The organism is Streptosporangium heterodermiicola, from assembly GCF_051390675.1.
Taxonomy (GTDB): domain Bacteria; phylum Actinomycetota; class Actinomycetes; order Streptosporangiales; family Streptosporangiaceae; genus Streptosporangium.
Window position 1 is genome coordinate 1 of sequence record NZ_JBPJSR010000036.1, and the last position, 21767, is coordinate 21767.

The window sequence follows — 21767 nt, forward strand, 5'->3', positions numbered from 1 at the left end:
CCCGGACCCGAAGGACCCGCAGGACCCGCAGGCGCTGACGGCGCACCGGGAGCTGACGGAGCACCCGGACCCGAAGGACCCGCAGGCGCCGACGGAGCACCCGGACCGGAAGGACCCGCAGGACCGGCAGGCGCCGACGGAGCACCCGGACCCGAGGGACCGGCAGGACCTGAAGGACCGGCAGGACCGGCAGGCGCCGACGGAGCACCCGGACCCGAAGGACCCGCAGGCGCCGACGGAGCACCGGGAGCTGACGGAGCACCCGGACCGGAAGGACCCGCAGGGCCTGCAGGCGCCGACGGCGCACCCGGACCCGAAGGACCCGCAGGACCCGCAGGCGCCGACGGCGCACCGGGGCCCGCAGGACCGGAAGGACCTGAAGGACCCGAGGGACCGGAAGGCCCCGCAGGACCTGAAGGACCTGAGGGACCGGAAGGCCCCGCAGGACCTCCGGGGGGTGACGGTGCCGATGGCACCGACGGTGTGGCGGGCCCGCCCGGACCGGCAGGACCCGAGGGACCCGCAGGACCCGCAGGCGCCGACGGCGCACCCGGACCGGCGGGACCCGCAGGACCCCAGGGACCAGTAGGACCCCAGGGCCCGATCGGACCTCAGGGTCCGGCCGGGGGGACACCGGTCAGGGGAACGGTCGTCAGCTACCCGGTCGTCAGCCCGGTGGTCAGCGTCCCGGTCTACTGGGCCTATCCGAGGGCCTGCACGACTGCGGCCGTGCGAGTCTGCTGAGGTTTTCCAGGGGCCTCTCGAAAAGGGGCCCCACGAAAGGTCTCACGGAGACTCACGGAAATCCTCACGGAAAGCGTCACGAAAAAGGACACCACTAAACAGGTCACCTGACGCTTACCAGACCGGAGGTTCGCTTCGAAGGTCCACGAGACCGGAAGAGTGAAACCCGGAAACGGCCATACGGGCCGGGTGACCGTCAACTGAAACACGGAGAGGTGCGGGGCATTATGCCTCGCACCTCTCCGCTTATCCGAAACGTTCTCTTAACACCCTTCGTCCGAAACCTTCACCGGAGGATCTCGCGCCCGCGCGGACCGGTTGCCACGTTCACCGGCCCCACAAACCGGCAGAACCGACAAAACCGGACAGTCGGACACCTCCTCCCGTCCACGCCGGTCACGCAACATGACCTCTGGACAACATACAGTTTTCCTACATGATTAGTTGGGTACCGGTTCCGGCTACGAGTTCAGGAGTTCACCGTGGCGCTTATCCAGCCTGATCCCACCTTCTACCCGTCGGCCCGCGAGGCCATGGCGGCCCCGAAGGAGGAGCTCGCCTACGTCGCGCTGCTCGCCACGACCGGTGACGACCGGCCTGACGGGCTCGCCACGATCGACCTGTCGACCGGGTCGATCGCCGACGTGCACGACATGTCCGTCCCCGGCGACGAGCTCCACCACTTCGGCTGGAACGTGTGCAGCGCGGCCCTGTGCCCGTACGCGCCACATCCGCACGTGGAGCGGCGCTACCTGGTCCTCCCCGGTCTGAGGTCCAGCAGGATCTACATCTTCGACGTCAAGGACGATCCCTGGTCCCCCAAGCTCGTCAAGACGATCGAGCCGGAGACGATCTTCGAGAAGACCGGTTACAGCCGCCCGCACACCGTCCACTGCGGCACCGACGCCATCTACGTCAGCGCGCTCGGCAACGTGGACGGCGACGCGCCCGGCGGTGTGTTCACGCTCGACCACGACACCTTCGAGCCCAAGGGCCGCTGGGAGGCCGACCGGGGGTCGCAGCGGCTGCACTACGACTTCTGGTGGCATCTCGGGCACGACACGATGATCACCAGCGAGTGGGGAACGCCCAACCAGATCGAGCCGGGGCCCTCGCTGGAGCTCCTGGTCGGCAGGCAGTACGGTCACAAGCTGCACGTCTGGGACCTGGCCAAGCGCAGGCACCTCCAGGAGATCGACCTGGGCGACCAGCACCAGATGGCCCTGGAGCTCCGGCCCGCCCACGACCCGACCAAGACCTACGGCTTCGTCAACAGCGTCATCAACGTCGAGGACCTGTCGGCCAACATCTTCACCTGGTACCTGGAGGACGGCGTCTGGAAGGCCCGCAAGACGATCACGATCCCGGCCGAGCCCGCCGACCCCGACCTGCTGCCCGAGCCGCTCAAGCAGTTCGGCGCGGTGCCCCCGCTGGTCAGCGACATCTCGCTCACCCTCGACGACCGGATCCTGCTCGTCTCCGCCTGGGGCACCGGCGAGCTCAAGGCGTACGACGTCTCCGACCCGTTCGCCCCGCGCGAGACCGGCTCGGTCCGGATCGGCGGGATCGCGAGGCGCGACGGCCACCCCGCCGCCCCGGGCCGGGCGCTGAACGGGGGGCCGCAGATGGTCGAGGCGAGCAGGGACGGGCGGCGGGTCTATTTCACCAACTCGCTCTACCGCTCCTGGGACGACGTCTTCTATCCCGACGGCATCTCCGGCTGGATGGCGAAGGTGGACATCGCCGACGACGGTTCGATCGCCCTCGATCCGGGCTTCTTCGTCGACTTCGCCACCGACGGCCGCCGCGCGCACCAGGTCCGCCTGCAGGGCGGCGACTCCTCCTCCGACTCCTACTGCTTCCCGTGACCCTGGCCCTGCCCCTGACCCCGGCCCCGGCCCCGGGCCCGCCGGACCCCGCCACCTTCCCACTCTCCGCGAGGCGTGCCCGATGGATCTGACGTCCCTGCTCATCCTGGCCGGGCTCGGTGCCTTCCACGGCCTGAACCCGGCCATGGGCTGGCTCTTCGCGGTCGCGCTCGGGCTGCAGGAGCGCTCGCGCGACGGGGTGCTGCGCGCGCTGCCGCCCATCGTGCTCGGCCACGCGGGCTCGGTGCTGATCACCCTCGGGCTGGTGTCGGCGGCCCGGCTGGCCGCCCCGCCCAAAGTGGTCTCGTACGGCGTGGCGGCCGTGGTGTGCGGGTTCGGCCTCTGGCGGCTGCTGAGGCGGCGCCACCCCCGCTGGGTCGGCATGAAGGTGACGAAGTGGCAGCTGACCGGGTGGTCGTTCCTGATGGCCACCGCCCACGGGGCCGGGCTGATGGTGCTCCCGGTCACCCTGAACGACGGACACGGCGGGCATGGCGGCCACGGTGGCCACGAAGGGCACGAGGCCGCCGCGCTGGCCTCGCAGAGCCTGCTGGCGACCGGGGTGCACACGACGGCCATGCTGGTGACGACCACCGTGCTGGCCCTGGTCGTCTACGAGCGGCTGGGAGTGGCGGTGCTCCGCAAGGCGTGGTTCAACCTCGACCTCGCCTGGGCCGTCGCCCTCATCGGGGCGGGCGCCTTCGCCGTGCTCACCTGATGCCGCCCAGAGTGCGCACCGAACGCCACGCGAGCCGGGCGCACGAACCGAACGCGCGACCCGAACCCCGCACGAACCGAGCGCACGAACCGAACGCCGTACGAACCAAGCGCACGAACCAAACCGAGCACGCGAACCGAACGCGCGACCCGAAAACCGGGCGAACCGGGTGAATCGAGTGAACCGGGTGAACCACCCGGCGGCGGCGTACGTTTCAGGATCATGCGCCGACTGTTACCCGCCCTGCTGGCCGTCGCCGCCCTCTCGGCGTGTGCCATGACCGACTCCAGCGCGATCACCGCGAAGGGGGTGAAACGGGAGGTCCCGAAGGATCCCCCGATCGCGGAGACCGTACGCGGCCTGACCTCCTTCGGGCACGCCCTGTTCGCCGCGATCGCGAAACCCGGGGCCAACATCGTCCTGTCGCCCCTGAGCATCGGCTACGCCTTCGGCCTGGCGAGGGCGGGAGCCGCCGGAGACACCGCCACCGAACTCGACGCGGTCTTCGGCTTCCCCTCCGAAGGACCGCACACCTCCCTCAACGCGCTCACCCGGCGGATCGTCACGACCGACGACCCGCCTCCCCTCACCGCCCCCGACGCGGAACGCGACGCCCAGGAGCGCGAACCCGAGCCACCGGTCGTGGGCATCGCCAACGAGGTGTTCACGCAGGAGGGGCTGAACGTCAGGCCCGAGTTCCTGCGCACGCTCGCCGCGCAGTACGGCACGGGCGTGCGCCAGGTGGACTTCGCCGGGAACGCCACGGAGGTCATCGACGCCTGGGCCGAGGAGCGGACCGCCGGGCGCGTCAAGAAGGTGTTCGACAACCTGCCCGCGAGGACCAAGCTGGTCATCGCCAACGCCGTCTACCTCAAGGCCGACTGGACGACGCCGTTCACCGACCCGCCGGAGGAGGGCGCCACCTTCACCCGCGCGGACGGCACGACGATCCGCACGGCCCTGATGCGCCGCGAGGGCTTCCTCCCGTACGCGGAGGGGCCCGGCTGGCAGGCCGTGGAGCTGCGCTACGCCGGGGACGAGCTGGCCATGTGGGTCCTCGTGCCGCGAGCGGGCGGCTCCCCCGTCGACCTGCTCTCCCCCGACGTGATGGCGAAGGTGGCCACCGGGCTCGGGGAGCGGCGGACGGTGCGGCTCGCCATGCCCCGGTGGGACTTCTCCGCGAGCCTGGACCTGGCGGAACCGCTCGCGAGGCTGGGGCTGCGGGGGAACGACTACTCGGGGCTCACCGACGGGGCCTCGCTCGACCAGGCGGTCCACCGCGCGAACATCACCGTGGACGAGTGGGGTACCGAGGCCGCCGCCGTCACCGGTCTCATGTTCGCCATATCGGCCCCGCCCCCGCCGGAGGCCGAGGTCCGCGCCGACCACCCGTTCGCCTTCGCGATCGTCCACCGGCCGACACTGACCCCGCTGTTCGTCGGCCAGGTCGGCGACCCGTCCGCGAGCGACTGAGCCGTCCTCCCTGCGGAGGCGCGACGGCCCTGCGGCCCGGCGGGGGCGGCCGCGAAGGTCGGCCCCCGGCGGGCTCAGGCGGAGACGTTGAACAGGCCGTTGTCCACCACGGCCCGGCCGAAGACGCGCGCGAGTTCGGCCAGGCGGGCCAGTTCGTCGTCGGAGAGCGCGGCGTACGCGGGCAGCGCCAGCTCGTCGGTGCGGTCCTCGACGCGCTGCCTGAGCGCCGCGCCCTCCTCGCTGAGCCCGTCACCGGCCAGCAGGCCGCGCTCACGCAGCCTCTCCTCGGCCGAGGCCCACTCCTCCTCGGGCCAGTCGCGGCTGAACTTGAGGAACACCGTGGGGACGTGCCCGCTCGCGGCGTGCAGGACCAGCGCGTCCAGCGGGCCGACGCCCTCGGTCAGCAGGGCCGCGACGTGCCCGTCACCCCGGAACTCGCGAAGCAGCGTCTGGGCGTGCCAGAGCCGCAGGAGCGGCTCCGAGGGCCAGGGCAGCGCGGCGTGCGCGGCGAACAGCGGGCGTCCCTGGGGATGCTCGCAGGCCCGCTCCGCGGCGCGGGTGGCGAGCTCCGTCGTCTCGGCGAGGGTGTCGATCTCGTGGATCCCGGCCCGGCGCAGGGCCGCCCCGGCGGCTTCGAGACGGGCCGCGAGCAGCTTCTCCGGGGTCGTGACCTGCCACGCGGCGGGAAGCGCACGCCGTACGAGGGCGGGGTGGAAGTTGTAGAAGGTCGCGATGACCAGCTCGGCGGAGGCGGTGCCGAAGGCCGCGGAGCGGGAGGCGAAGTAGCCCGCGCGGCTGTCGAGGCCGAGCGCGGCGTAGCGCTCGGTGGCCTCGGGCACGAAGTAGATCATCCCGTGGACGGGCTCCAGTCGGCGCCAGGATTGACGGGCCAGCCGGACGTCGGTCATCACGCCTCCAGGGAGTCAGCGAACGGCCGGCGGCCGGGTTCTCCGGCCTCGCGCCGGGCGAGGCCGATGTCCCCTCCGAACCGACCAGTTGGTATCTGGAAACTTATTCCTACCCGCCAGTAGCCGTCAACGACGACCCCTGGCCGGGGCGTCGCGGTGACGGCCGCGAATCGGGACGTACGGGAGAGGGACGGCCCGGCGGAGGCGAGGTCCCGAGGGTTGCGGCTGACACGGTGTCAGCCCCTATAAATGGAAGCACCATGTTCAGTATCGGAGAGTTCTCCCAGCTCGGCCAGGTGTCGGTGCGCATGTTGCGGCACTACGACGCGATCGGCCTGCTCCGGCCCGCCCATGTCGACCCGGGCAGCGGACACCGCTTCTACCGGGCCGACCAGCTGTCGCGGCTCAACCGCGTCATCGCCCTGAAGGACCTCGGCCTCACCCTGCGCCAGATCGGTTCGATCCTGGACGAGCGGGTCGACGCCGCGGAGCTGTACGGGATGCTGCGGCTGCGCCGCGCCGAGCTGGAGGAACGGATCGCGTCGGACACGGCCCGGCTCGTCCGGGTGGAAGTACGGCTCACGACAATCGCCAAGGAAGGTCACATGCACCCCGAAGAGGTTCTTCTCAAGCCGATCCCCTCGACGCGCGTGGCGGAGCTCAGCGCCGTCGCGGCCAGCTACGACGGCGAGGACATCGGCCCCGTCATCCAGCCGCTCTTCGCCGACCTGTGCCGGCGCCTCGACGCCGCCGGGGTGAGGATCACCGGATACGGCATCGCCCGCTACGAGCCCGAGACCGACGGCCGGGTGACCGTGCACGCCGGGCTGGAGGTCGCCGCGGAGACGGGCGGCGACCACGACTTCGCGGTCTTGGACCTGCCGGAGATCGAGCAGGCCGCCACCATCATCCACCGCGGCCCGATGGAGGAGGTGGGACCGACGTTCCAGACGCTGGCCCACTGGATCGACGAGCACGGCTACCGCGGCGTCGGGCTGGCCAGGGAGGTCTCCATCGACTGTCCCGAGGGCGACTACGACAACTGGGTGACCGAACTGCAGATGACGGTCACCCGGGCGTGACCGACACCCGCACGGCGACACCGTGGGTCACGTCCCCACGAACGCGTTCACCGTAACGCCACGCCCGCACGAACGCGATCACCGCGACGCCACGGGCCACACGAACACGGCCACCGCGACGCCCACGGGCGACCGTCACGTCACACGGACGGCGACGCCACGGGGCACATCCCCCGAACACGGTCACCGCGACGACCACGGGCAGCGGTCGCGCGGGGTGGCCGTCGTCCCCGGGCGGCGCCACGCGTCCGTGGTGACCAGGTCGCCGAGGCGGCGGACGTTCTGCTGGAGCTTGCGCCTCAGCATGCGTTCGAGGATGGGAGCGCGCAGCCGCAGCAGGCCGGGGAGCCTGAGCCTGAACCACATGGTCACCCGGCACCGGTCGTCGTCCAGGGGCACGACCGACCTGCCACCCTCGACGTCGATCCCCGACGTGCCCCTCCAGAGGAACTCCCTCCCGGGCACCACCGAGGTCACCAGCCCGCTGATGTAGAAGCCGCGTCCGGCGAAACGCATGGTCTCGTCGGTGGTGGTGCCCGGCACGACGAGGCCCGGCGGGTCGGGCGCCATCGTGGTCACGCCCGCGCGCCACCGGGGATCCTGGCCGAAGTCGGCGACGATCCGCCAGATCTCGGCCGCGGGACGGTCTATGTCGATCGACACCCTCAGATCGATCACAGCCCGTACACGATCCCCGTCAGCCGCTCGGACTCCGCCCACAGGCGGGCCTGGGCGGCGGCGTCGTGCGAGGCGGGGCCGGAACGGGCGAGTACGGGGTGACCGCGCAACCCGCCCGGTCCGGACGGGCCGTAGTACTGGCCGGTGTCGCGGCAGGCGATCACCACGGTCGCCCCGCGCGCGGCGAACACCCGGGCGGTCTCCAGGCCGAGACCGGTGTTGGCGCCGGTGACCAGTACGACCCGCCCCGACTGGCCGGGAACGTCGGCCTCGGTCCAGCGATTACCGGCCATCGACCCGCTCTTTCCCATTAAGCGAAATTAGTCGACAAACCATATCCAATCTGCATTTGTCATGAATGTTAACTAAAAGGGGCTTTAAGGGGGAGCCTGGCGGCCGTGCGCGGTGACCCGCGATCACGGCCGGTCAGGGCCGGTCAGCACAGGTGATCCAGGATCACTTCTGGTCGGAGCCGTCGGACTCGGGAACGCGGATGGTGATGCCGCCGGGCACGACCTTGGCCTTGAGCTCGGTGACGGTGCCCTTGGCGCCGCCGTCCAGCTCGTAGGTCATCGGGGTGGCGAACGTGGCGGTCACCTTGCGCGCCCGGGACATCCGGACGAACGGCGACTCGTCGGACCGCCCCACGCTCATCCGGCCGAGCACGCGGGCCCACTGGATCGGCCCCGTCGCGGTGGTCACGCCGATCTCCAGCCACCCGTCGTCGGGACGCGCGTCGTCGAACGCCTCGATGCCGCCGGTGATGGTGCCGACGTTGCCCAGCAGCAGGCAGCTCGCCTCGCCCTCGAACCACGTCACACCGTCGATCTTGACCTCCATCCGCACGAGCTCCCCCCGGACGTGGCGCAGGCCCGTCCAGACGTACGCCACGCGCCCCAGGCGGTCCTTCAGCCCCCGGTCGGCGTCCTCGATCATCGCCGCGTCGAACCCGACCCCGGCCATGACGGCGAAGTGCTCCCCGTTGACCTTCCCGAGGTCCAGTTTCCGGCTCTCGCCGTGGAAGGCGATCTGCACGGCCTTGGGCAGGTCCTCGGGGATGCCCAGGTTCTGCGCGAAGAGGTTGGCCGTCCCCGCGGGGAGGATGCCGACCGTGACGCCGGAGCCCGCGAGCGTGTCCACGCAGCGCTGCACCATGCCGTCGCCGCCCCACACCAGGACCAGGTCGGCCCCTTCCTTCAGCGCCTTCTTCGCCTTCTTCGGCGCCTTCTTGCTCTTGGGAACCTCGTACCAGAGCAGCTCGCCGACACCCTCGTCGGCGAGGAGCCTGCGCAGCTCGTCGAGTCCTCCGCCGAACGTCTTCTTCTGGTGGGCGATCACCGCGACCGTGCCGAACTTCTGCTTCCCGGACAGCATCTGACCTCCTGTTACACCACGTCGGATACGTCGAACAGCACCGCGTCGGATGTGTCAACGGCTGCCCCCACCCCGGAGCGGCAAACGTCGCTTCCTCACCCGGGGAACGGGCATCCGTCGCCGCGCACGCCCAGCTCGTGCCCCGTTTCCTCCGTTTGCCGATCACTTATCCAGTTCGGCCAATCGGTGATGATCAGATCCCAGGAGTCACTATCGTCACACCCATGGAGCAACTGGCGTTCGCCTCGACCACCCTGGTCAACTTCAAGGACGGGACCTACCGCTGGGTGGACGTGAAGCACTTCCGTCTCGCCACCCCGCAGGACGACGAACCGCTGCTCACCGCGGTGCTCTCCCACCAGCTGTACCGGGACGACTACCTGGGCGCCGACTCCTGGAAGGACGGCGGCCCGGTGCACGGCCCCTACCGCCTCGACGCGCTCTCCCCCGCCTCGTTCGAGGAGGTCGACCAGGAGGCCGCCTGCGCCACGATCCGCACCTGGGCCGGAAGATACGCCGACCTCCCGGAGACGATCGCCCACGACCTGGAGGCCGAGGTCTACCCGCTGATCCGCGCGGCCACCTCCCGATACCGCCTCCGCGACCTCGACGAGGCGTCCCGCGACGACGACCTGGGCTGGATCCTCGGCGAGTTCCACGAACTCATCCTGATCGACCGGAACGAGGACTCCCTGACCGTCATCGTCGCCTCCGACGACTGACCCGCCCCGGCCAACCCTCTTCCTGACCACCGCTCCGCCCCGCATCGGCGATGCCACCGGCCGACCGCTCCGGCGGTCTCATCACCCGTGAACGGCCAACGAGCCGAAATCGCCCAGCCCGTGAGGCGGCCCCTGAGCGAAGCGAAGCGGGGGGGTGTGGGGGCGGAGCCCCCACACCGGGGGGCCCGGGGGGTCGTCCCCCCGTGTAAACGACGAAGGAACCCGCCGGGAGCAGGCCTTCAAGCCTGCGAACAGCGGACCCCAGTCACCGAAGTGGAGCTATGGGGATTCGAACCCCAGACCTCCTCCATGCCATGGAGGCGCGCTACCAGCTGCGCCATAGCCCCTTGCGATGCAGATGAAATCCTAACCGACTCGGGACAGTCCTCGCGCCCTCATTCCGGTCACGAGCGCGACGGCCGCGGAGCCCACGGCGCTCGCGGTGATGATGCCGAAGGAGATCACGTACGCGTCGCGGGAGGGGACGGAGGTGCCGGCGATGGTGACGGAGGTGAGGAGGGCGGAGGTCGCGGCCCCGGAGACGCTGCCGCCGATGGAGCGGACCAGGGAGTTGATGCCGCTGGCGATGCCGCTCTGGTCCATGGGGACGTGCTGTACGGCGAGCGCCCCCAGCGCGGCGTAGCCGATGCCGAATCCCAGCCCCTGCACGGCGTTGGAGCCGATCAGGTGGAGCACCGAGTCGTTGAAGAGGGTGAACCAGCCGAATCCGGTCGCGCACAGGGCCGCGCCGAGGGCGAGGGAGTAGGCGGGGCCGAGCCGGGTGGAGAGGCGGCCCGCCGTGAAGGAGGCGAGCAGCATGGTCACGGTGCTGGGCAGGGCGTAGACGCCGACGTCGAGGACCGACCCGCCGAAGCCGTACCCGGCGGAGGGGGGTGTCTGGACGAAGCTGGAGATCAGGGTGAAGGAGCCGAACATGGCGAAGCCCAGGAGCAGCGAGGCCAGGTTGGCCGGCAGGGACCGGGGCCCGACGAGCAGGTGCAGCCGGATCATCGGCGCTCGAAGTCTCATCTGGCTGACGACCCACGCGGCGCAGAACACGGCCGCGCCCGCGAAGAGCCCGACGACGGTTCCCGAGCCCCAGCCCCAGTCGTTGCCCTTGGAGATCGCCAGCAGCAGGCAGACGAGCCAGACCGACAGCAGCGCCGCGCCGACGAGGTCGGGGCGGCCTCCGGCGCCGGTCCCGCTGTCGTGGGCGCTGAGCGCGATGAGGACGACCGCGGCCGCCCCGAGTCCCGCGGTGATCCAGAAGACGGGGTGGTGACTGGGGGTACGGTCGGCGATCAGGCCGGTGACGATCATGCCGAGGCTGCCGCCGACGCCCATGGTGGCGCTGACCACCCCGATGGCCGTCATCACCCTGGCGGGCGGGAAACCGTCCTTGATCATGCCGATGGCCAGCGGGATCAGCGCGGAGGACGCGCCCTGCAGGGCCCGCCCGGCGATCAGCACGGGGAGGGTGTCGGACAGCGCGCAGACGACCGAGCCCACGACGAGCAGGCCGACGGTGAACAGGATCATCCGCTTCTTGCCGTACATGTCGCCGAGGCGCGACAGCAGGGGCGTGGCCACCGCGGCGGCGAGCAGCGAGGCGGTGAAGACCCAGGTGACCTCGGCCACCGACGCGCCGAAGGTGACCATCAGCCGGGGCAGCAGCGGGATGACCACGGTCTGCTGGACGGACACGACCATCCCGGCCGTGGAGAGCGCCACCAGGGTGAGCCAGAGATGTCTGCCCTGCCGCGTGGTGCCCGGTTCGGCGAGGGTCGTTCCCGTCACTGCCCGCTCCTCCGCTGTCGGCTTCCGCCCTCGCATGGTAGAGGGTGGCTGTAAACAACCGTTTACCGGGTCGTGTCACATCGGGGCGCTGTGATACGTCTGTTCCCCTATGGCCGTCGAGCGTTTCGAAGAGCACCGCGACCTGCTCACCGGGGTCGCCTACCGGATCCTGGGCAGCGTGACCGACGCCGAGGACGTCGTCCAGGAGGCGTGGCTGCGCTGGTCGGGGGTGGACGTCTCCCGGGTGGAGGACGACCGGCCGTACCTGGTCAAGATCGTGACGCGGCTCGCCATCGACCGGCTGCGGCGGGTGAGGGCCCGGCGTGAGGCCTACGTCGGGCCGTGGCTGCCCGAGCTGGTCGTCACCCCGGACGTGGCCGAGCACGCCGAGCTGGCCGACTCGGTGGAGCTGGCGCTGCTCGTGGTGCTGGAGACCCTGTCCCCGCTGGAGCGCGCGGTGTTCGTGCTGCGGGAGGCGTTCGGCATGCCGTACGCGGAGATCGGCGAGATGATCGAGCGCAGCGAGGCGGCGACCCGGCAGCTCGCCCGGCGCGGCAGGGAGCACGTCCAGGAGGGCAGGCCGAGGTTCGAGGTCGACCGGGGCGTGCGGCGCAGGATCACCGAGCGGTTCGCCGAGGCGGCCGTGGGCGGCGACCTGGGGGCGCTGACCGCGATGCTCGCCGAGGACGCGTCGCTGGTCGGCGACGGCGGCGGCAAGGCCAAGGCCCCGCTGCGGGTCATCACCGGCGCGCGCAAGGTGGCGCGTTTCCTGGCCTCGATCGCGACCGGTGACCGCCTGCGGGCCTTCATGGAGAGCATCGGCGCCGGACCGGTCTCCGGCTTCGGCGTGGAGCCGGGCTCCGGCTTCGGCGTGGAGCCGGGCTCCGGCTTCGGCGTGGAGATCGCGGAGGTGAACGGCGGGCCGGCCGTGGTGGTGACCGCGGAGGGACGGCCGGTCACCGTGCTCTCCCTGGTCGTCGAGGACGGCCTGATCACGACCGTCTTCCTGGTGGCGAACCCGGAGAAGCTCTCCCATCTCTGATATCGCGGTGGATGTCACGAACGGCGTCCTTCGATCCGTCGTACGGGCATGACACGAGAGACGCGAGACATCAGCGGCAACGACATCACCATCGTCGGCGGCGGGCTCGCCGGCCTCACCGCGGCCATCGCGTGCGCCGAGGGCGGCGCGCGGGTCACCCTCCACGAGGCGCACCGGGAGCCGGGCGGCCGGGCCAGGAGCACCGCCGCGCCGTACGTCGCCAACGAGGGCACCCACGTCTTCTACTCCGACGGCGAGCCGTGGCGCTGGCTGGCGGCCAGGGGGCTGGTCCAGCCGTACACCAGGCTCACGCCGGGCATGCTCGCCAGGAGCAGGTTCCGCCACGGCGGCCGGCTGTCGGGCATGCCGCCCTGGTCGCTGCTGAGGGCGCTCGCCAGGCGGCGGCTGCGGGCGCCGGTGGACGAGGACTTCGGGACCTGGGCCACCCGCCGTTTCGGCGAGGAGGGCATGCGGGCCCTCGCCGGGCTGGTCGGCGTGATCACCTACGACGCGGACCCCGGTCGGCTGTCGGCGGCGTTCGTCTGGGAGCGCGCGCTGCGGGCGGCCGCGCCGAGGTATCCGGCGCCGCGCTACGTCACCGGCGGCTGGGGGCGGGTGGTCGACCGGATGGCCGTCCACGCGCGCGGCCTGGGCGTGCGGATCGAGACCGGCTCGCGGGTGGACCGCCTGCCCGAGGACACCCCCGTGATCGTGGCGACCTCACTGGACGCCGCCAGGACCCTGCTCGGCGACGAGTCGCTGCGCGGGGAGAGCGGGAAGGCCGTCCTGCTCGACCTGGGCCTGCGCGCGGGCGCCGACGACCTCTTCCTCGTCTACGACCTGGACGAGGGAGGCTTCCTGGAGCGCTACAGCCTGCCGGACCCCTCGCTCGCCCCGGACGGGCACAGCCTCTGCCAGCTGCAGATGCCGGTCAGGCCGGGCGAGACGAGGGCGGAGGCGATCTCCCGGGTGGAGCGGGTGGCCGATCTCGGGCTGCCCGGCTGGCGGGAGCGGACGACCTGGCGGCGGGAGGCCATGTGCAACGGACGCACCGGCGCCCTGGACCTGCCGGGGTCCACCTGGCGGGATCGGCCCGCGATCGACCGGGGGGACGGCGTCTGGCTGATCGGTGACGCGGTGGCGGCTCCCGGGCTGCTCAGCGAGGTCTCCTCGCACAGCGCCCTGATCGCGGCGGAGGCCGCCCTGCGGGCCGTCTCGGGGGCGAGCCGTCTCAAGATCGTCCCGGGAACGGGCCGCTCGAAGCCGCGTCTGACCGCGTGACCGGCCGACCGCATGACCGCGTGACCGGCTGACTGCAAGACAGCTGATCGCATGACCGCCCGACCGCGTGACCGGCTGACCGGGCGCCGGGCGCTCCCGGGGGCCGTACCGGGCATCCGGGAGAGACAGGCGACCTTGGGGTGATCGTCCCGGCATGCCGCCGCGGCTCGCGCCGCCCCCGCGGGGCGCGAGCCGTACGGTCACGGCGGGTCAGCGCGCGAGGGCCCGCTCGTCCTCCAGGTAGCCCGGACGGCCCGCGTACCAGCCGGCCACGAGCTGGACGGCGACCACCGCGAACAGCAGCAGGAACGGCAGCGTCCAGCCACCGGTCGACTCGTGCATGACACCGACGACCAGGGGCCCGGCACCCGCGATGAGGTATCCGGTGCTCTGCCCGAAGGCCGACAGCGCGGCCGTCGCCTCGGGGGTGCGGGTGCGCATGGCGAGCATGGTCAGCGCGAGCGGGAACGACCCCATGCCGACGCCGACCAGGCTGGCGAAGGCCCAGGCCAGGGCGGAGGGCCCGAGCCAGAGACCGAGGAAACCCGCGGTGTAGAAGAAGACGAAGGCGGCCACCACGGGCCTCTGGTCGGAGAACCTCGACGCGACCGAGGGCACGACGAGCGAGACCGGGATGCCGATCGCGGTGAAGACGCCCAGCACCAGGCCCGCCTGCGAGGTGGTGTAGCCGCCGTCGGTGAGGATCTTCGGCAGGAAGCCGAACATGATGTAGGCGACCATGCTCTGGGTGCCGAAGTAGGCGGCGACCGCCCAGGCCGTCCTGCTGCGGAGCAGGGCGCGGGCACCCGTTCCCCCGCTCGCTCCGTGCCGCTCCGGCTCACTGCGCGAGAGCGCAAGCCACGGAATGGCGGCGACGGCGGCGAACGCCCCCCACACCCCGAGGGCGACGTGCCAGTTGCCGTCGGTGGCCCGCTGGATGGGCACGGTCGCGGCGGCCGCGAGCATCGTGCCCACCGCGAGGGCGGTGGTGTAGACGGTGGTCATGGTCCCGGCCCGGCCGGGGAAGTGACGCTTGATCAGGCTGGGGATGAGCACGTTGCCCACCGCGCCGCCCGACAGCGCCAGCGCGCTGCTGTAGAGGAAGACCTCGGCCGAGCCCACCATCGACCGGATGAGCAGGCCCGCGCCGAGGACGAGGAGCGCGAGGAGCAGAAGGCGGTGCTCGCCGACCTTCCTGGACAGCGCGGGGGTGACCGCGCCGACCGAGGCGAAGATGAGCACGGGGAGCGTGGTGAGCAGCCCGGCTCCGACGGCGGTCATGCCGAGACCGGAGGTGATCTGGTCGAGAACCGGCCCGACGCTCGTGACGGCGGTGCGCAGGTTCAGCGCGGCGAGAACGATTCCCAGCACGAGCAACCAGGCGAGGGAGCCTGTCGTTCCACCGGTGCGGCCCCTGGTCTGATGGGTGAGCACGCTCATGCTGGTTCCAGTCCTCCTCAGTGGTTTCATCCAATCGTAGGATGATTGGCTGACCCCGACTGTAACAGGAGTGAAACCTCAATTTGTTCCTGACCGGACGCGCCGGATCACGGCAGGACGAATCGCTGACAACATGAAAGCCGGGCCACGTCCCTGTTTACAGAACGTGACCCGGCTCCTCACGCACCGGTGTGGCTCCCCGGCTCCCGGGTGCCCAATCCCGGACGGTTCGGGCACCGGACGCCTGGGCGGCGACACCGGGCGCGCCTACGTCGGGCACGCGGCCCGGAAGCGACCGGCGCCGGACGCGCTCCTCGGCCGAGGTTCCGCCGCCCGGTCAGGGCGGCGGGGCCTCAGGCGGGCGGCTCCGGCGGGCGTACGTCAGACGCGCGGTCCCGGGGTGGGCGGCGGCTCCTCGCCGAGCCCGCGGCCGGCCGGGGGCAGCGGCGTGCCACCGGGCGGGGGCAGCGACGGGTCCGTCGGGTAGGACTGGCCCACCGTGCGCGGAGGCGCGGGTTCGTCGAGCCCGTGGCCGCCTCCCGTGCCGGTGCCGCGATGCTCACCCGGTCCCTGGTCACCGGCCGCGTCACCCTGCTGGTGCGGGCCGGGCACGTCGCCGCGCCACGCGCCGGTCTCGTCGCCGCGCGACTCGATGAAGGTCTTGAAACGCTCCATGTCGCCGCGGACGCGCAGGCGGACGAGCTGCAGCCAGTCACCGACGGTCTCGACGAACCCCTCGGGGTCGTACTCCATCTGCAACGTGACCCGGGTGGTGTCGGGCCCGAGGTGGTGGAAGGTCACCACGCCCGCCTGGTGCGGCCGCTCGACCGACTTCCAGGCCACCCGCTCGTCGGGGTGCTGCTCGGTGATCTCCGCCTCGAACTCCCGGCGGACCCCCGCGATCTCCACGACCCACGCCGTGCGCGTGGCGCTCAACTGCTTGATCGACTCGACGCCTTCCATGAACTCGGGAAAGCTCTCGAACTGGGTCCACTGGTTGTACGCGGTCCGGATCGGGACGTTGACGTCGACGGACTGTTCAATCGAGCTCATGACCGTGCCTCCCTAGTGTGGTTCGGTCGGTTCGGGAGGCACCCATGCCCGGTGAGGTGCGGGCCTAACTAGCGGCGCCGCAAAAGCCAGTAAAGCCCCAGGACAGGAAGTACAAGTGGGATGAATAGGTATCCACTTCCGTAACCCGACCAAACCGTGGCACGCGGGAAGGCCTCCGGGTCGGCCATGCCGAGCGTGCCCACGACGAGCACCCCGGCCAGCTCGACACCGCAGGCGACCAGCGCCAGGGTCCTGTTCCCCCTGGCCAGCGCCACGGTGAGCACGACGTAGACGGCCGCGGCGAAGGCCGACAGCGAGTAGGCCAGCGGGGCCTCGTGGAAACGGGTGGCGATCTGCACGGCGGCGCGGGCTCCCGCCGCGAGGGCGAACACCCCGTAGACCGCCACCAGCGCGCGTCCCGGCCCGCTGCCGATCGCCGGCTCGCTCACGGCAGTCCCTGCCAGACCTGGAGCATCCGCCCGACCATGCCGGGGATCGCGAAGCCCGCCACCGCGATCACCGCGGGACCCCAGCGCGAGCGCTCGCCGTGCCCCCAGAACGCCGCCGCCGGCGGGATCACCAGGCTGCCCGCCAGGTAGCCGACGAGCGTGGCCGTATGCGTGGGCCCCTCACCCCTCACCAGCGCGGCGACCACGAACCCGGCCTGGACGAGCAGGCCGAGCTCCAGCACCGCGAGCGCGACGAGGAGCGTCCTTCCCATCGCCCTGTTCCTTAGCGTGGTGACGAGGCCGAAGATCCCGATCACCAGCGAGAACAGGATCAGGCCGGTCGCGAGCGGGCCGATCATCGGGACCCCGGGACATCGAGAAGCATGGGCAGCAGGGTACTGCCCGGCCCCCTCGCCCCTCGCGCCGCGCCACGTACTCTGGGGCCGTGGAGAGAATCCTGGTCAGCGCCTGCCTGATGGGGCGGAAGGTCCGTTACGACGGGGCCGCCAAGACCAGCGGCGACGCGCTGCTGGCCGCGTGGCGGCGAGAGGGACGGCTCGTCCCGTTCTGTCCCGAGGTCGAGGGCGGCCTGCCCGTCCCGCGCCCGGCCGCGGAGATCGAGGGCGGAGCCGGGGGCGAGGCGGTGCTCGCCGGGACGGCCCGGGTGCTGACCGCCGGGGGCGCCGACGTCACGGAGGCCTTCCTCACCGGCGCGCGGGCGGCGCTCGACGCCGCGCGGGCCCACGGCGTGCGGGTGGCGATCCTGAAGGAGGGCAGCCCCTCCTGCGGCAGCCTGACCGTCTACGACGGCACCTTCGGCGGACGGCGGACGCCCGGCCACGGGGTCACCACCGCCCTGCTGGCACGGCACGGCGTCGCGGTCTTCGGCGAGGAGCGCGTCGCCGAGGCCGCCGCGCGCCTCGGCGAACTCGGCGAACTCGGCGAACTCGGCGAACTCGGCGAACTCGGCGAACTCGGCGACCGGTTTTAGCACCCGGGAAACCCGTCCCGATCGCCGAGAACCGGTCCTACCGGCTCTAGTACTCCCACAGGTCGGTGCGGTTCTCCCCGCCGATGCAGAAGACCGCCGAGCCGTGCTGTCCCTGGACGAGGTCGACCCGGATCCAGCCGGTGGCCGAGGCGACCTTGGCCTCGTAACCCGCGTTGGGAGCGGCGGCGATCAGGCGGCACACGCCGCTCTCGATGGCGAACGAGACCGAACCGCCCTTGACGTTCACCACGCGCAGGTTCTCGGTGGAGATCGACTGTGTCCTGGTGGCCGCCGCCTTGGGCGCGGCGGACGACGAGGGGGCGGCCCGGGACGCGGCGGGCCTGGACGCCGACCGGGACGGGGACGCCGACGGCCCGGGACGGGAGAGCCCGGTCTCCCGCGCGCGTGCCGGCGTCGCGGCGGGCCTCGACGGGGAACGATCCGGTCGCGGCCTGGCGGTGTCCCGCGCGGGCGGGGTGGTGAGGCGGGGCGCCGGGGTCCGGCCGGGCGCGGTGGAGGAGGCGGCCGGCGTGCCGACGGCCGGCGGTCCGGTGGGCGCTCCCGGCGGGAGCACCGAGTCTCCCGTACGGCCGATGGCGGCGTTGAGGGGTTCGACGCTCGCGTCGTCGAAGACCTCGCTGCGGAGCACGTCGCGGACGCCGAACCAGGCGACCGAGATCGCCAGGACGGTGGCCCCGCACCACACCGCTACGAATCCCAGCGTCTGCCGCATGTCGTGAATTATTACGCCATATGTCTCATTGTTCACTACCGTTACATGGCATGGCGACGGTTCTGGTGGTCGAAGACGACGAGTACGTACGATCCGCGATCATCCAGGAACTCAGCAGGCGCCAGCACGCCGTGCGCAGCGCGGGGCGCGCCCTCGACGCGCTGAGGGAGATCACCCAGAACCCCCCGGACGCGGTGATCCTCGACCTCGGGCTGCCCGACCTGGACGGGGCGGAGGCGCTCAAGATGGTCCGCAGCGTCTCCAGCGTGCCGGTCATCGTGGCCACGGCCAGGGACAACGAGGCGGAGATCGTCCGCCTGCTCCAGGCGGGGGCCGACGACTACCTGGTCAAACCGTTCTCCGGCGACCACCTGAACGCCCGCCTGGACGCCGTGCTGCGCCGGGCGCGGAGCGCGACCCCGCCCGCGGTCCTGTGCGTCGGCGCGCTGTCGGTGGACCTCAACCGGCGCGAGGCCGGGCTGGACGGCGCCCCTCTCACCCTCACCAGGCGCGAGTTCGACCTCCTCGCCTACCTCGCCGCCCGCGCCGACCGGGTGGTCTCCCGCAAGGAACTGCTCACCGAGGTGTGGCAGCAGTCCTACGGGGACGACCAGACGATCGACGTCCACCTGTCCTGGCTGCGGCGCAAGCTCGGCGAGAGCGCGTCCTCCCCCCGCTACCTGCACACCGTACGCGGCGTGGGGGTCATGCTGATCACACCGCCGTGAGGCGGACCCTCGCCCTGCTCACCGTCGCGGGAACCTCGATGGTCGCCCTGGCCTTCCTGATCCCGCTCGGGCTCACCGTCAGGGAGATCGCCCACGGCCGGGCCATGGCCGAGGCGGAACGGCAGGCGTCGGCGCTCGTCCCGGTGCTGGCCATCACCGTCGACCCGGACCGGCTGACCCACGCGCTGCTCAGCACGGGCGCGCGGGACCGGATCGCGGTCCACCTGCCGGGCGGCGGCTCGGCCGGTACCGTCAGGGCCCCCGCCGAGACCGTGGCCGCGGCCTCCCGGCTCACCCGGGCCATCACCACGGAGATGGACACCGGCTACCTCCTGCTGCGCCCGGTCGCCCTGGACGGCGGCAGGACCGTGGTCATCGAGATCTTCATCCCGTCGGCGGACCTCACCCGGGGCGTCGCCTCGTCGTGGGCGGTGCTGAGCGGGGTGGCGGCGGTGCTCGTCGCCGGGTCGCTGCTGGTCGGCGACCGGCTGGGGGTGCGCGTGGTGCGCTCCGCCCGGCGGCTGGGCCGGGCCGCGAGCGCCCTGGGCGCCGGGGACCTCAGCGTCCGCATCGAGCCCGAGGGCCCGCCCGAGCTGGTCGCGGCCGGAGAGGCGTTCAACAGCATGGCCGACCGCGTGGTCCAGCTGCTCGCCGCCGAACGGGAGATGGCCGCCGACCTGTCGCACCGCCTGCGCACCCCCCTCACCGCGCTCCGGCTCAGCCTCGACCACCTGGGACCCGAGGCCGAGCAGAGCAGGAGCGCGCTGGGCCGCCTGGAGGCCGAGGTGGACCAGATCATCGCGGCGGCCAGGCAGCCCTCCCGGGCGCCGGAGCTCGTCCACTGCGACGCCACCGAGGTGCTGCGCGAACGGCTGACCTTCTGGTCAGCGCTGGCCGAGGACCAGCGGCGCCCCTGGGAGCTGATCGGCGCCTCGGCCCCCGTGCGGGTGCCGGTCGCGGCCACCGAGCTCAGCGCCGTGCTGGACGCCCTGCTCGGCAACGTCTTCCGGCACACCCCCGAGGGCACGGCGTTCACGGTGACCCTGCACCAGGGCGCGGGCACCGTCGGCATGCTGATCGCCGACGCGGGTCCGGGCATCCCCGACCCCGAGGCGGCGCTGCGGCGCGGGGCCAGCGGGGCGGGCTCCACCGGGCTCGGCCTGGACATCGCCCGCAGGCTCGCCGAGTCCTCGGGCGGCACGCTGCGGATCGACGCCTCCTCGCTCGGCGGCGCCAGGGTCCAGCTCTGGTTCCGCACCGACCGGCACGACCGGCCCCCGCGTACCGCCCGGCGCCTGGTCGGCGACCGCTGGCCGCGCAGGAACGCGGCCCGCTGAGGGATCTGCCCGGGGACCTCTGGGGAAGGTTGGTTAGGTCACCCGTAAACCCACCTTAAGTAAGGCTAAAACGCGCTGTCTCACCGTTCCGACTGACAGATCATGAGGAGGAGCGCGGACGTCACCCGCGTCCGTGGTTCCCGGCTCGCCCTACCGTGCCGGCCTCGCATCCAGACGGAGGAGGCGCGGCCGGCGCGGCAAGGGCGAGCCGGGAACCCGCCTCTCCGGCGCCGCCCGGACGACGGCGGGAACCCCGTTTCTCCGACCTCGCCCGATAATTCGTGACATGCGTGCGAGCCGTCTCATCTCCCTGCTGATGCTCCTGCAGACCCGTGGCAGGATGACCGCCCGGGAACTGGCCGCCGAGCTTGAGGTCTCGGTCCGGACCATCTACCGCGACGTGGACTCGCTCCACTCGGCGGGCGTGCCGCTGTACGGCGACGCGGGCCCCTCAGGCGGCTACCGGCTGCTCGACGGTTACCGCACCCGGCTCACCGGGCTGACCGCGGGCGAGGCGGAGTCGCTGTTCCTGGCGGGGATGCCGGGTCCCGCGGCCGAGCTCGGCCTGGGCTCGGTGGTGACGGCCGCGGGGCTCAAGCTGATGGCGGCGCTCCCGGTCGAGCTCAGGGACAGGGCAGGGCGGATCCGCGAACGCTTCCACCTCGACGCGCCCAGCTGGTACCACGGCACCGACGAGACCCCGTACCTCGCGGCGGTGGCCGACGCCGTCTGGAACGAGCGCCGCCTGGAGATCCGCTACCACCGCTGGAAGGCCCCCCAGGACGTGGTCCGCACGCTGGAGCCGTACGGGCTGGTCCTCAAGGCGGGGCGCTGGTATCTCGTCGCGCGCGGCGGCGAGCACGTGCGGACCTACCGGGTCTCGCAGATCCTGGAGCTGCACACACTCCGGGAGCCGTTCGAGCGGCCCGCCGGTTTCGATCTCGCCGCCCACTGGAACGGCGCCCTGGAGGAGTTCGAGGCGCGGCTCCTGGGGGGTGAGGCCGTCGTCCGGCTCTCGCCGTTCGGCATGAGGCGGCTGCCTGACATGGTCCGCCCGGCCGTCCTGCGCGCCGCCGAGGCCACCGCGGAACCCCCGGACCACGAGGGCTGGACCCGGGTCACGGTCCCGGTCGAGTCCCCGGGGCACGCGCTGGCGGAGTTCCTGCGCTTCGGCGCGGACCTGGAGGTCGTCGCCCCGGCGGAGCTGCGCGACCTCGTCGCGGAGACCGCGCGGGCGGTGGCCGGGATCTACGATCGCCCCGGAACCGGATGACCGCAGGTCAGGAAGCCACAAAACCACCCAATGCCGGTTATGGTGTCGCATGTCCGGGTAAACGGGTTGAACATTA

21 protein-coding genes, 1 tRNA gene and 1 pseudogene are annotated in these 21767 nt (G+C 71.9%); 12 read left to right on the forward strand and 11 right to left on the reverse strand.

Annotated elements, in window-relative coordinates; genetic code table 11:
• The 4 genes and pseudogenes from ACSC1Q_RS40230 to ACSC1Q_RS40245 all read left to right on the forward strand — a co-directional run.
• A pseudogene (locus ACSC1Q_RS40230) lies at positions 1-589 on the forward strand (hypothetical protein); the annotation flags it as partial.
• 637 nt (positions 590-1226) lie between these two features.
• Complete coding sequence (locus ACSC1Q_RS40235; protein ID WP_436764003.1) at positions 1227-2612, forward strand: selenium-binding protein SBP56-related protein; 1386 nt, start codon at positions 1227-1229, stop codon at positions 2610-2612.
• A gap of 82 nt (positions 2613-2694) precedes the next feature.
• Complete coding sequence (locus ACSC1Q_RS40240; protein ID WP_436764004.1) at positions 2695-3330, forward strand: hypothetical protein; 636 nt, start codon at positions 2695-2697, stop codon at positions 3328-3330.
• Between the two features lie 222 nt (positions 3331-3552).
• Positions 3553-4803, forward strand: coding sequence for a serpin family protein (locus ACSC1Q_RS40245; protein ID WP_436764005.1), 1251 nt, complete (start codon positions 3553-3555; stop codon positions 4801-4803).
• Positions 4804-4877: 74 nt separating this feature from the next.
• Here the strand turns inward: ACSC1Q_RS40245 and ACSC1Q_RS40250 are convergent, their stop codons facing one another.
• Positions 4878-5711 carry an SCO6745 family protein gene (locus tag ACSC1Q_RS40250; RefSeq protein WP_436764006.1) on the reverse strand — a complete coding sequence of 278 codons (834 nt, stop codon included), beginning with the start codon at positions 5709-5711 and terminating at the stop codon, positions 4878-4880.
• A 260-nt stretch (positions 5712-5971) separates the two neighbouring features.
• Here ACSC1Q_RS40250 and ACSC1Q_RS40255 point away from each other — a divergent pair, with 260 nt between their 5' ends.
• Positions 5972-6793, forward strand: coding sequence for a MerR family transcriptional regulator (locus tag ACSC1Q_RS40255; RefSeq protein WP_436764007.1), 822 nt, complete (start codon positions 5972-5974; stop codon positions 6791-6793).
• A gap of 183 nt (positions 6794-6976) precedes the next feature.
• Here the strand turns inward: ACSC1Q_RS40255 and ACSC1Q_RS40260 are convergent, their stop codons facing one another.
• The 3 genes from ACSC1Q_RS40260 to ACSC1Q_RS40270 form a co-directional block, all read right to left on the reverse strand.
• The gene (locus ACSC1Q_RS40260; protein ID WP_436764008.1) at positions 6977-7471 is read right to left on the reverse strand and encodes an SRPBCC family protein; all 495 of its coding nucleotides are present in this window, start codon (positions 7469-7471) and stop codon (positions 6977-6979) included.
• Complete coding sequence (locus ACSC1Q_RS40265; protein WP_436764009.1) at positions 7468-7764, reverse strand: SDR family NAD(P)-dependent oxidoreductase; 297 nt, start codon at positions 7762-7764, stop codon at positions 7468-7470. The genes ACSC1Q_RS40260 and ACSC1Q_RS40265 overlap by 4 nt, the downstream gene beginning before the upstream one ends.
• A gap of 163 nt (positions 7765-7927) precedes the next feature.
• Positions 7928-8845 carry a diacylglycerol/lipid kinase family protein gene (locus tag ACSC1Q_RS40270; RefSeq protein WP_436764010.1) on the reverse strand — a complete coding sequence of 306 codons (918 nt, stop codon included), beginning with the start codon at positions 8843-8845 and terminating at the stop codon, positions 7928-7930.
• Between the two features lie 224 nt (positions 8846-9069).
• Between ACSC1Q_RS40270 and ACSC1Q_RS40275 the strand changes: the two genes are divergently transcribed.
• Positions 9070-9567, forward strand: a complete 498-nt coding sequence (locus ACSC1Q_RS40275) for a hypothetical protein (protein ID WP_436764011.1) — start codon at positions 9070-9072, stop codon at positions 9565-9567.
• 274 nt (positions 9568-9841) lie between these two features.
• Here ACSC1Q_RS40275 and ACSC1Q_RS40280 read toward each other — a convergent pair.
• A tRNA-Ala gene (locus ACSC1Q_RS40280) sits at positions 9842-9914 on the reverse strand.
• A 19-nt stretch (positions 9915-9933) separates the two neighbouring features.
• Complete coding sequence (locus ACSC1Q_RS40285) at positions 9934-11364, reverse strand: MFS transporter (protein WP_436764012.1); 1431 nt, start codon at positions 11362-11364, stop codon at positions 9934-9936.
• A 109-nt stretch (positions 11365-11473) separates the two neighbouring features.
• Here ACSC1Q_RS40285 and sigJ point away from each other — a divergent pair, with 109 nt between their 5' ends.
• Both sigJ and ACSC1Q_RS40295 read left to right on the forward strand, forming a co-directional pair.
• Positions 11474-12406: an RNA polymerase sigma factor SigJ gene (sigJ, locus tag ACSC1Q_RS40290; protein WP_436764013.1), complete on the forward strand. Its 933-nt coding sequence runs from the start codon at positions 11474-11476 to the stop codon at positions 12404-12406.
• 48 nt (positions 12407-12454) lie between these two features.
• Positions 12455-13687 (forward strand): phytoene desaturase family protein, encoded by a 1233-nt coding sequence (locus ACSC1Q_RS40295; protein ID WP_436764014.1) that lies wholly within the window; start codon positions 12455-12457, stop codon positions 13685-13687.
• Between the two features lie 210 nt (positions 13688-13897).
• Here ACSC1Q_RS40295 and ACSC1Q_RS40300 read toward each other — a convergent pair whose 3' ends face one another.
• From ACSC1Q_RS40300 to ACSC1Q_RS40315, 4 genes are all read right to left on the reverse strand, one after another.
• On the reverse strand, positions 13898-15127 hold the full coding sequence (locus ACSC1Q_RS40300) for a CynX/NimT family MFS transporter (protein ID WP_436764015.1): 1230 nt from the start codon (positions 15125-15127) through the stop codon (positions 13898-13900).
• A gap of 381 nt (positions 15128-15508) precedes the next feature.
• Positions 15509-16180 (reverse strand): SRPBCC family protein, encoded by a 672-nt coding sequence (locus ACSC1Q_RS40305; RefSeq protein ID WP_436764016.1) that lies wholly within the window; start codon positions 16178-16180, stop codon positions 15509-15511.
• Positions 16181-16248: 68 nt separating this feature from the next.
• On the reverse strand, positions 16249-16629 hold the full coding sequence (locus tag ACSC1Q_RS40310) for a hypothetical protein (protein ID WP_436764017.1): 381 nt from the start codon (positions 16627-16629) through the stop codon (positions 16249-16251).
• Entirely contained in the window at positions 16626-16988 is a 363-nt protein-coding gene (locus ACSC1Q_RS40315; protein ID WP_436764018.1) for a hypothetical protein, read from the reverse strand. Before ACSC1Q_RS40315 ends, ACSC1Q_RS40310 begins: the two co-directional genes overlap by 4 nt.
• A gap of 86 nt (positions 16989-17074) precedes the next feature.
• Between ACSC1Q_RS40315 and ACSC1Q_RS40320 the strand changes: the two genes are divergently transcribed.
• Complete coding sequence (locus tag ACSC1Q_RS40320; protein ID WP_436764019.1) at positions 17075-17620, forward strand: 2-thiouracil desulfurase family protein; 546 nt, start codon at positions 17075-17077, stop codon at positions 17618-17620.
• 46 nt (positions 17621-17666) lie between these two features.
• On the opposite strand, the gene ACSC1Q_RS40325 is transcribed toward ACSC1Q_RS40320, so the two are convergent.
• Positions 17667-18353, reverse strand: coding sequence for a hypothetical protein (locus tag ACSC1Q_RS40325; RefSeq protein WP_436764020.1), 687 nt, complete (start codon positions 18351-18353; stop codon positions 17667-17669).
• Between the two features lie 50 nt (positions 18354-18403).
• On the opposite strand from ACSC1Q_RS40325, the gene ACSC1Q_RS40330 reads away from it, so the two are divergent.
• From ACSC1Q_RS40330 to ACSC1Q_RS40340, 3 genes are all read left to right on the forward strand, one after another.
• Entirely contained in the window at positions 18404-19081 is a 678-nt protein-coding gene (locus ACSC1Q_RS40330) for a response regulator transcription factor (RefSeq protein ID WP_436764021.1), read from the forward strand.
• The gene (locus tag ACSC1Q_RS40335; protein ID WP_436764022.1) at positions 19078-20418 is read left to right on the forward strand and encodes a sensor histidine kinase; all 1341 of its coding nucleotides are present in this window, start codon (positions 19078-19080) and stop codon (positions 20416-20418) included. Before ACSC1Q_RS40330 ends, ACSC1Q_RS40335 begins: the two co-directional genes overlap by 4 nt.
• 286 nt (positions 20419-20704) lie before the next feature.
• On the forward strand, positions 20705-21691 hold the full coding sequence (locus ACSC1Q_RS40340) for a helix-turn-helix transcriptional regulator (RefSeq protein WP_436764023.1): 987 nt from the start codon (positions 20705-20707) through the stop codon (positions 21689-21691).
• Positions 21692-21767 lie beyond the last annotated feature (76 nt).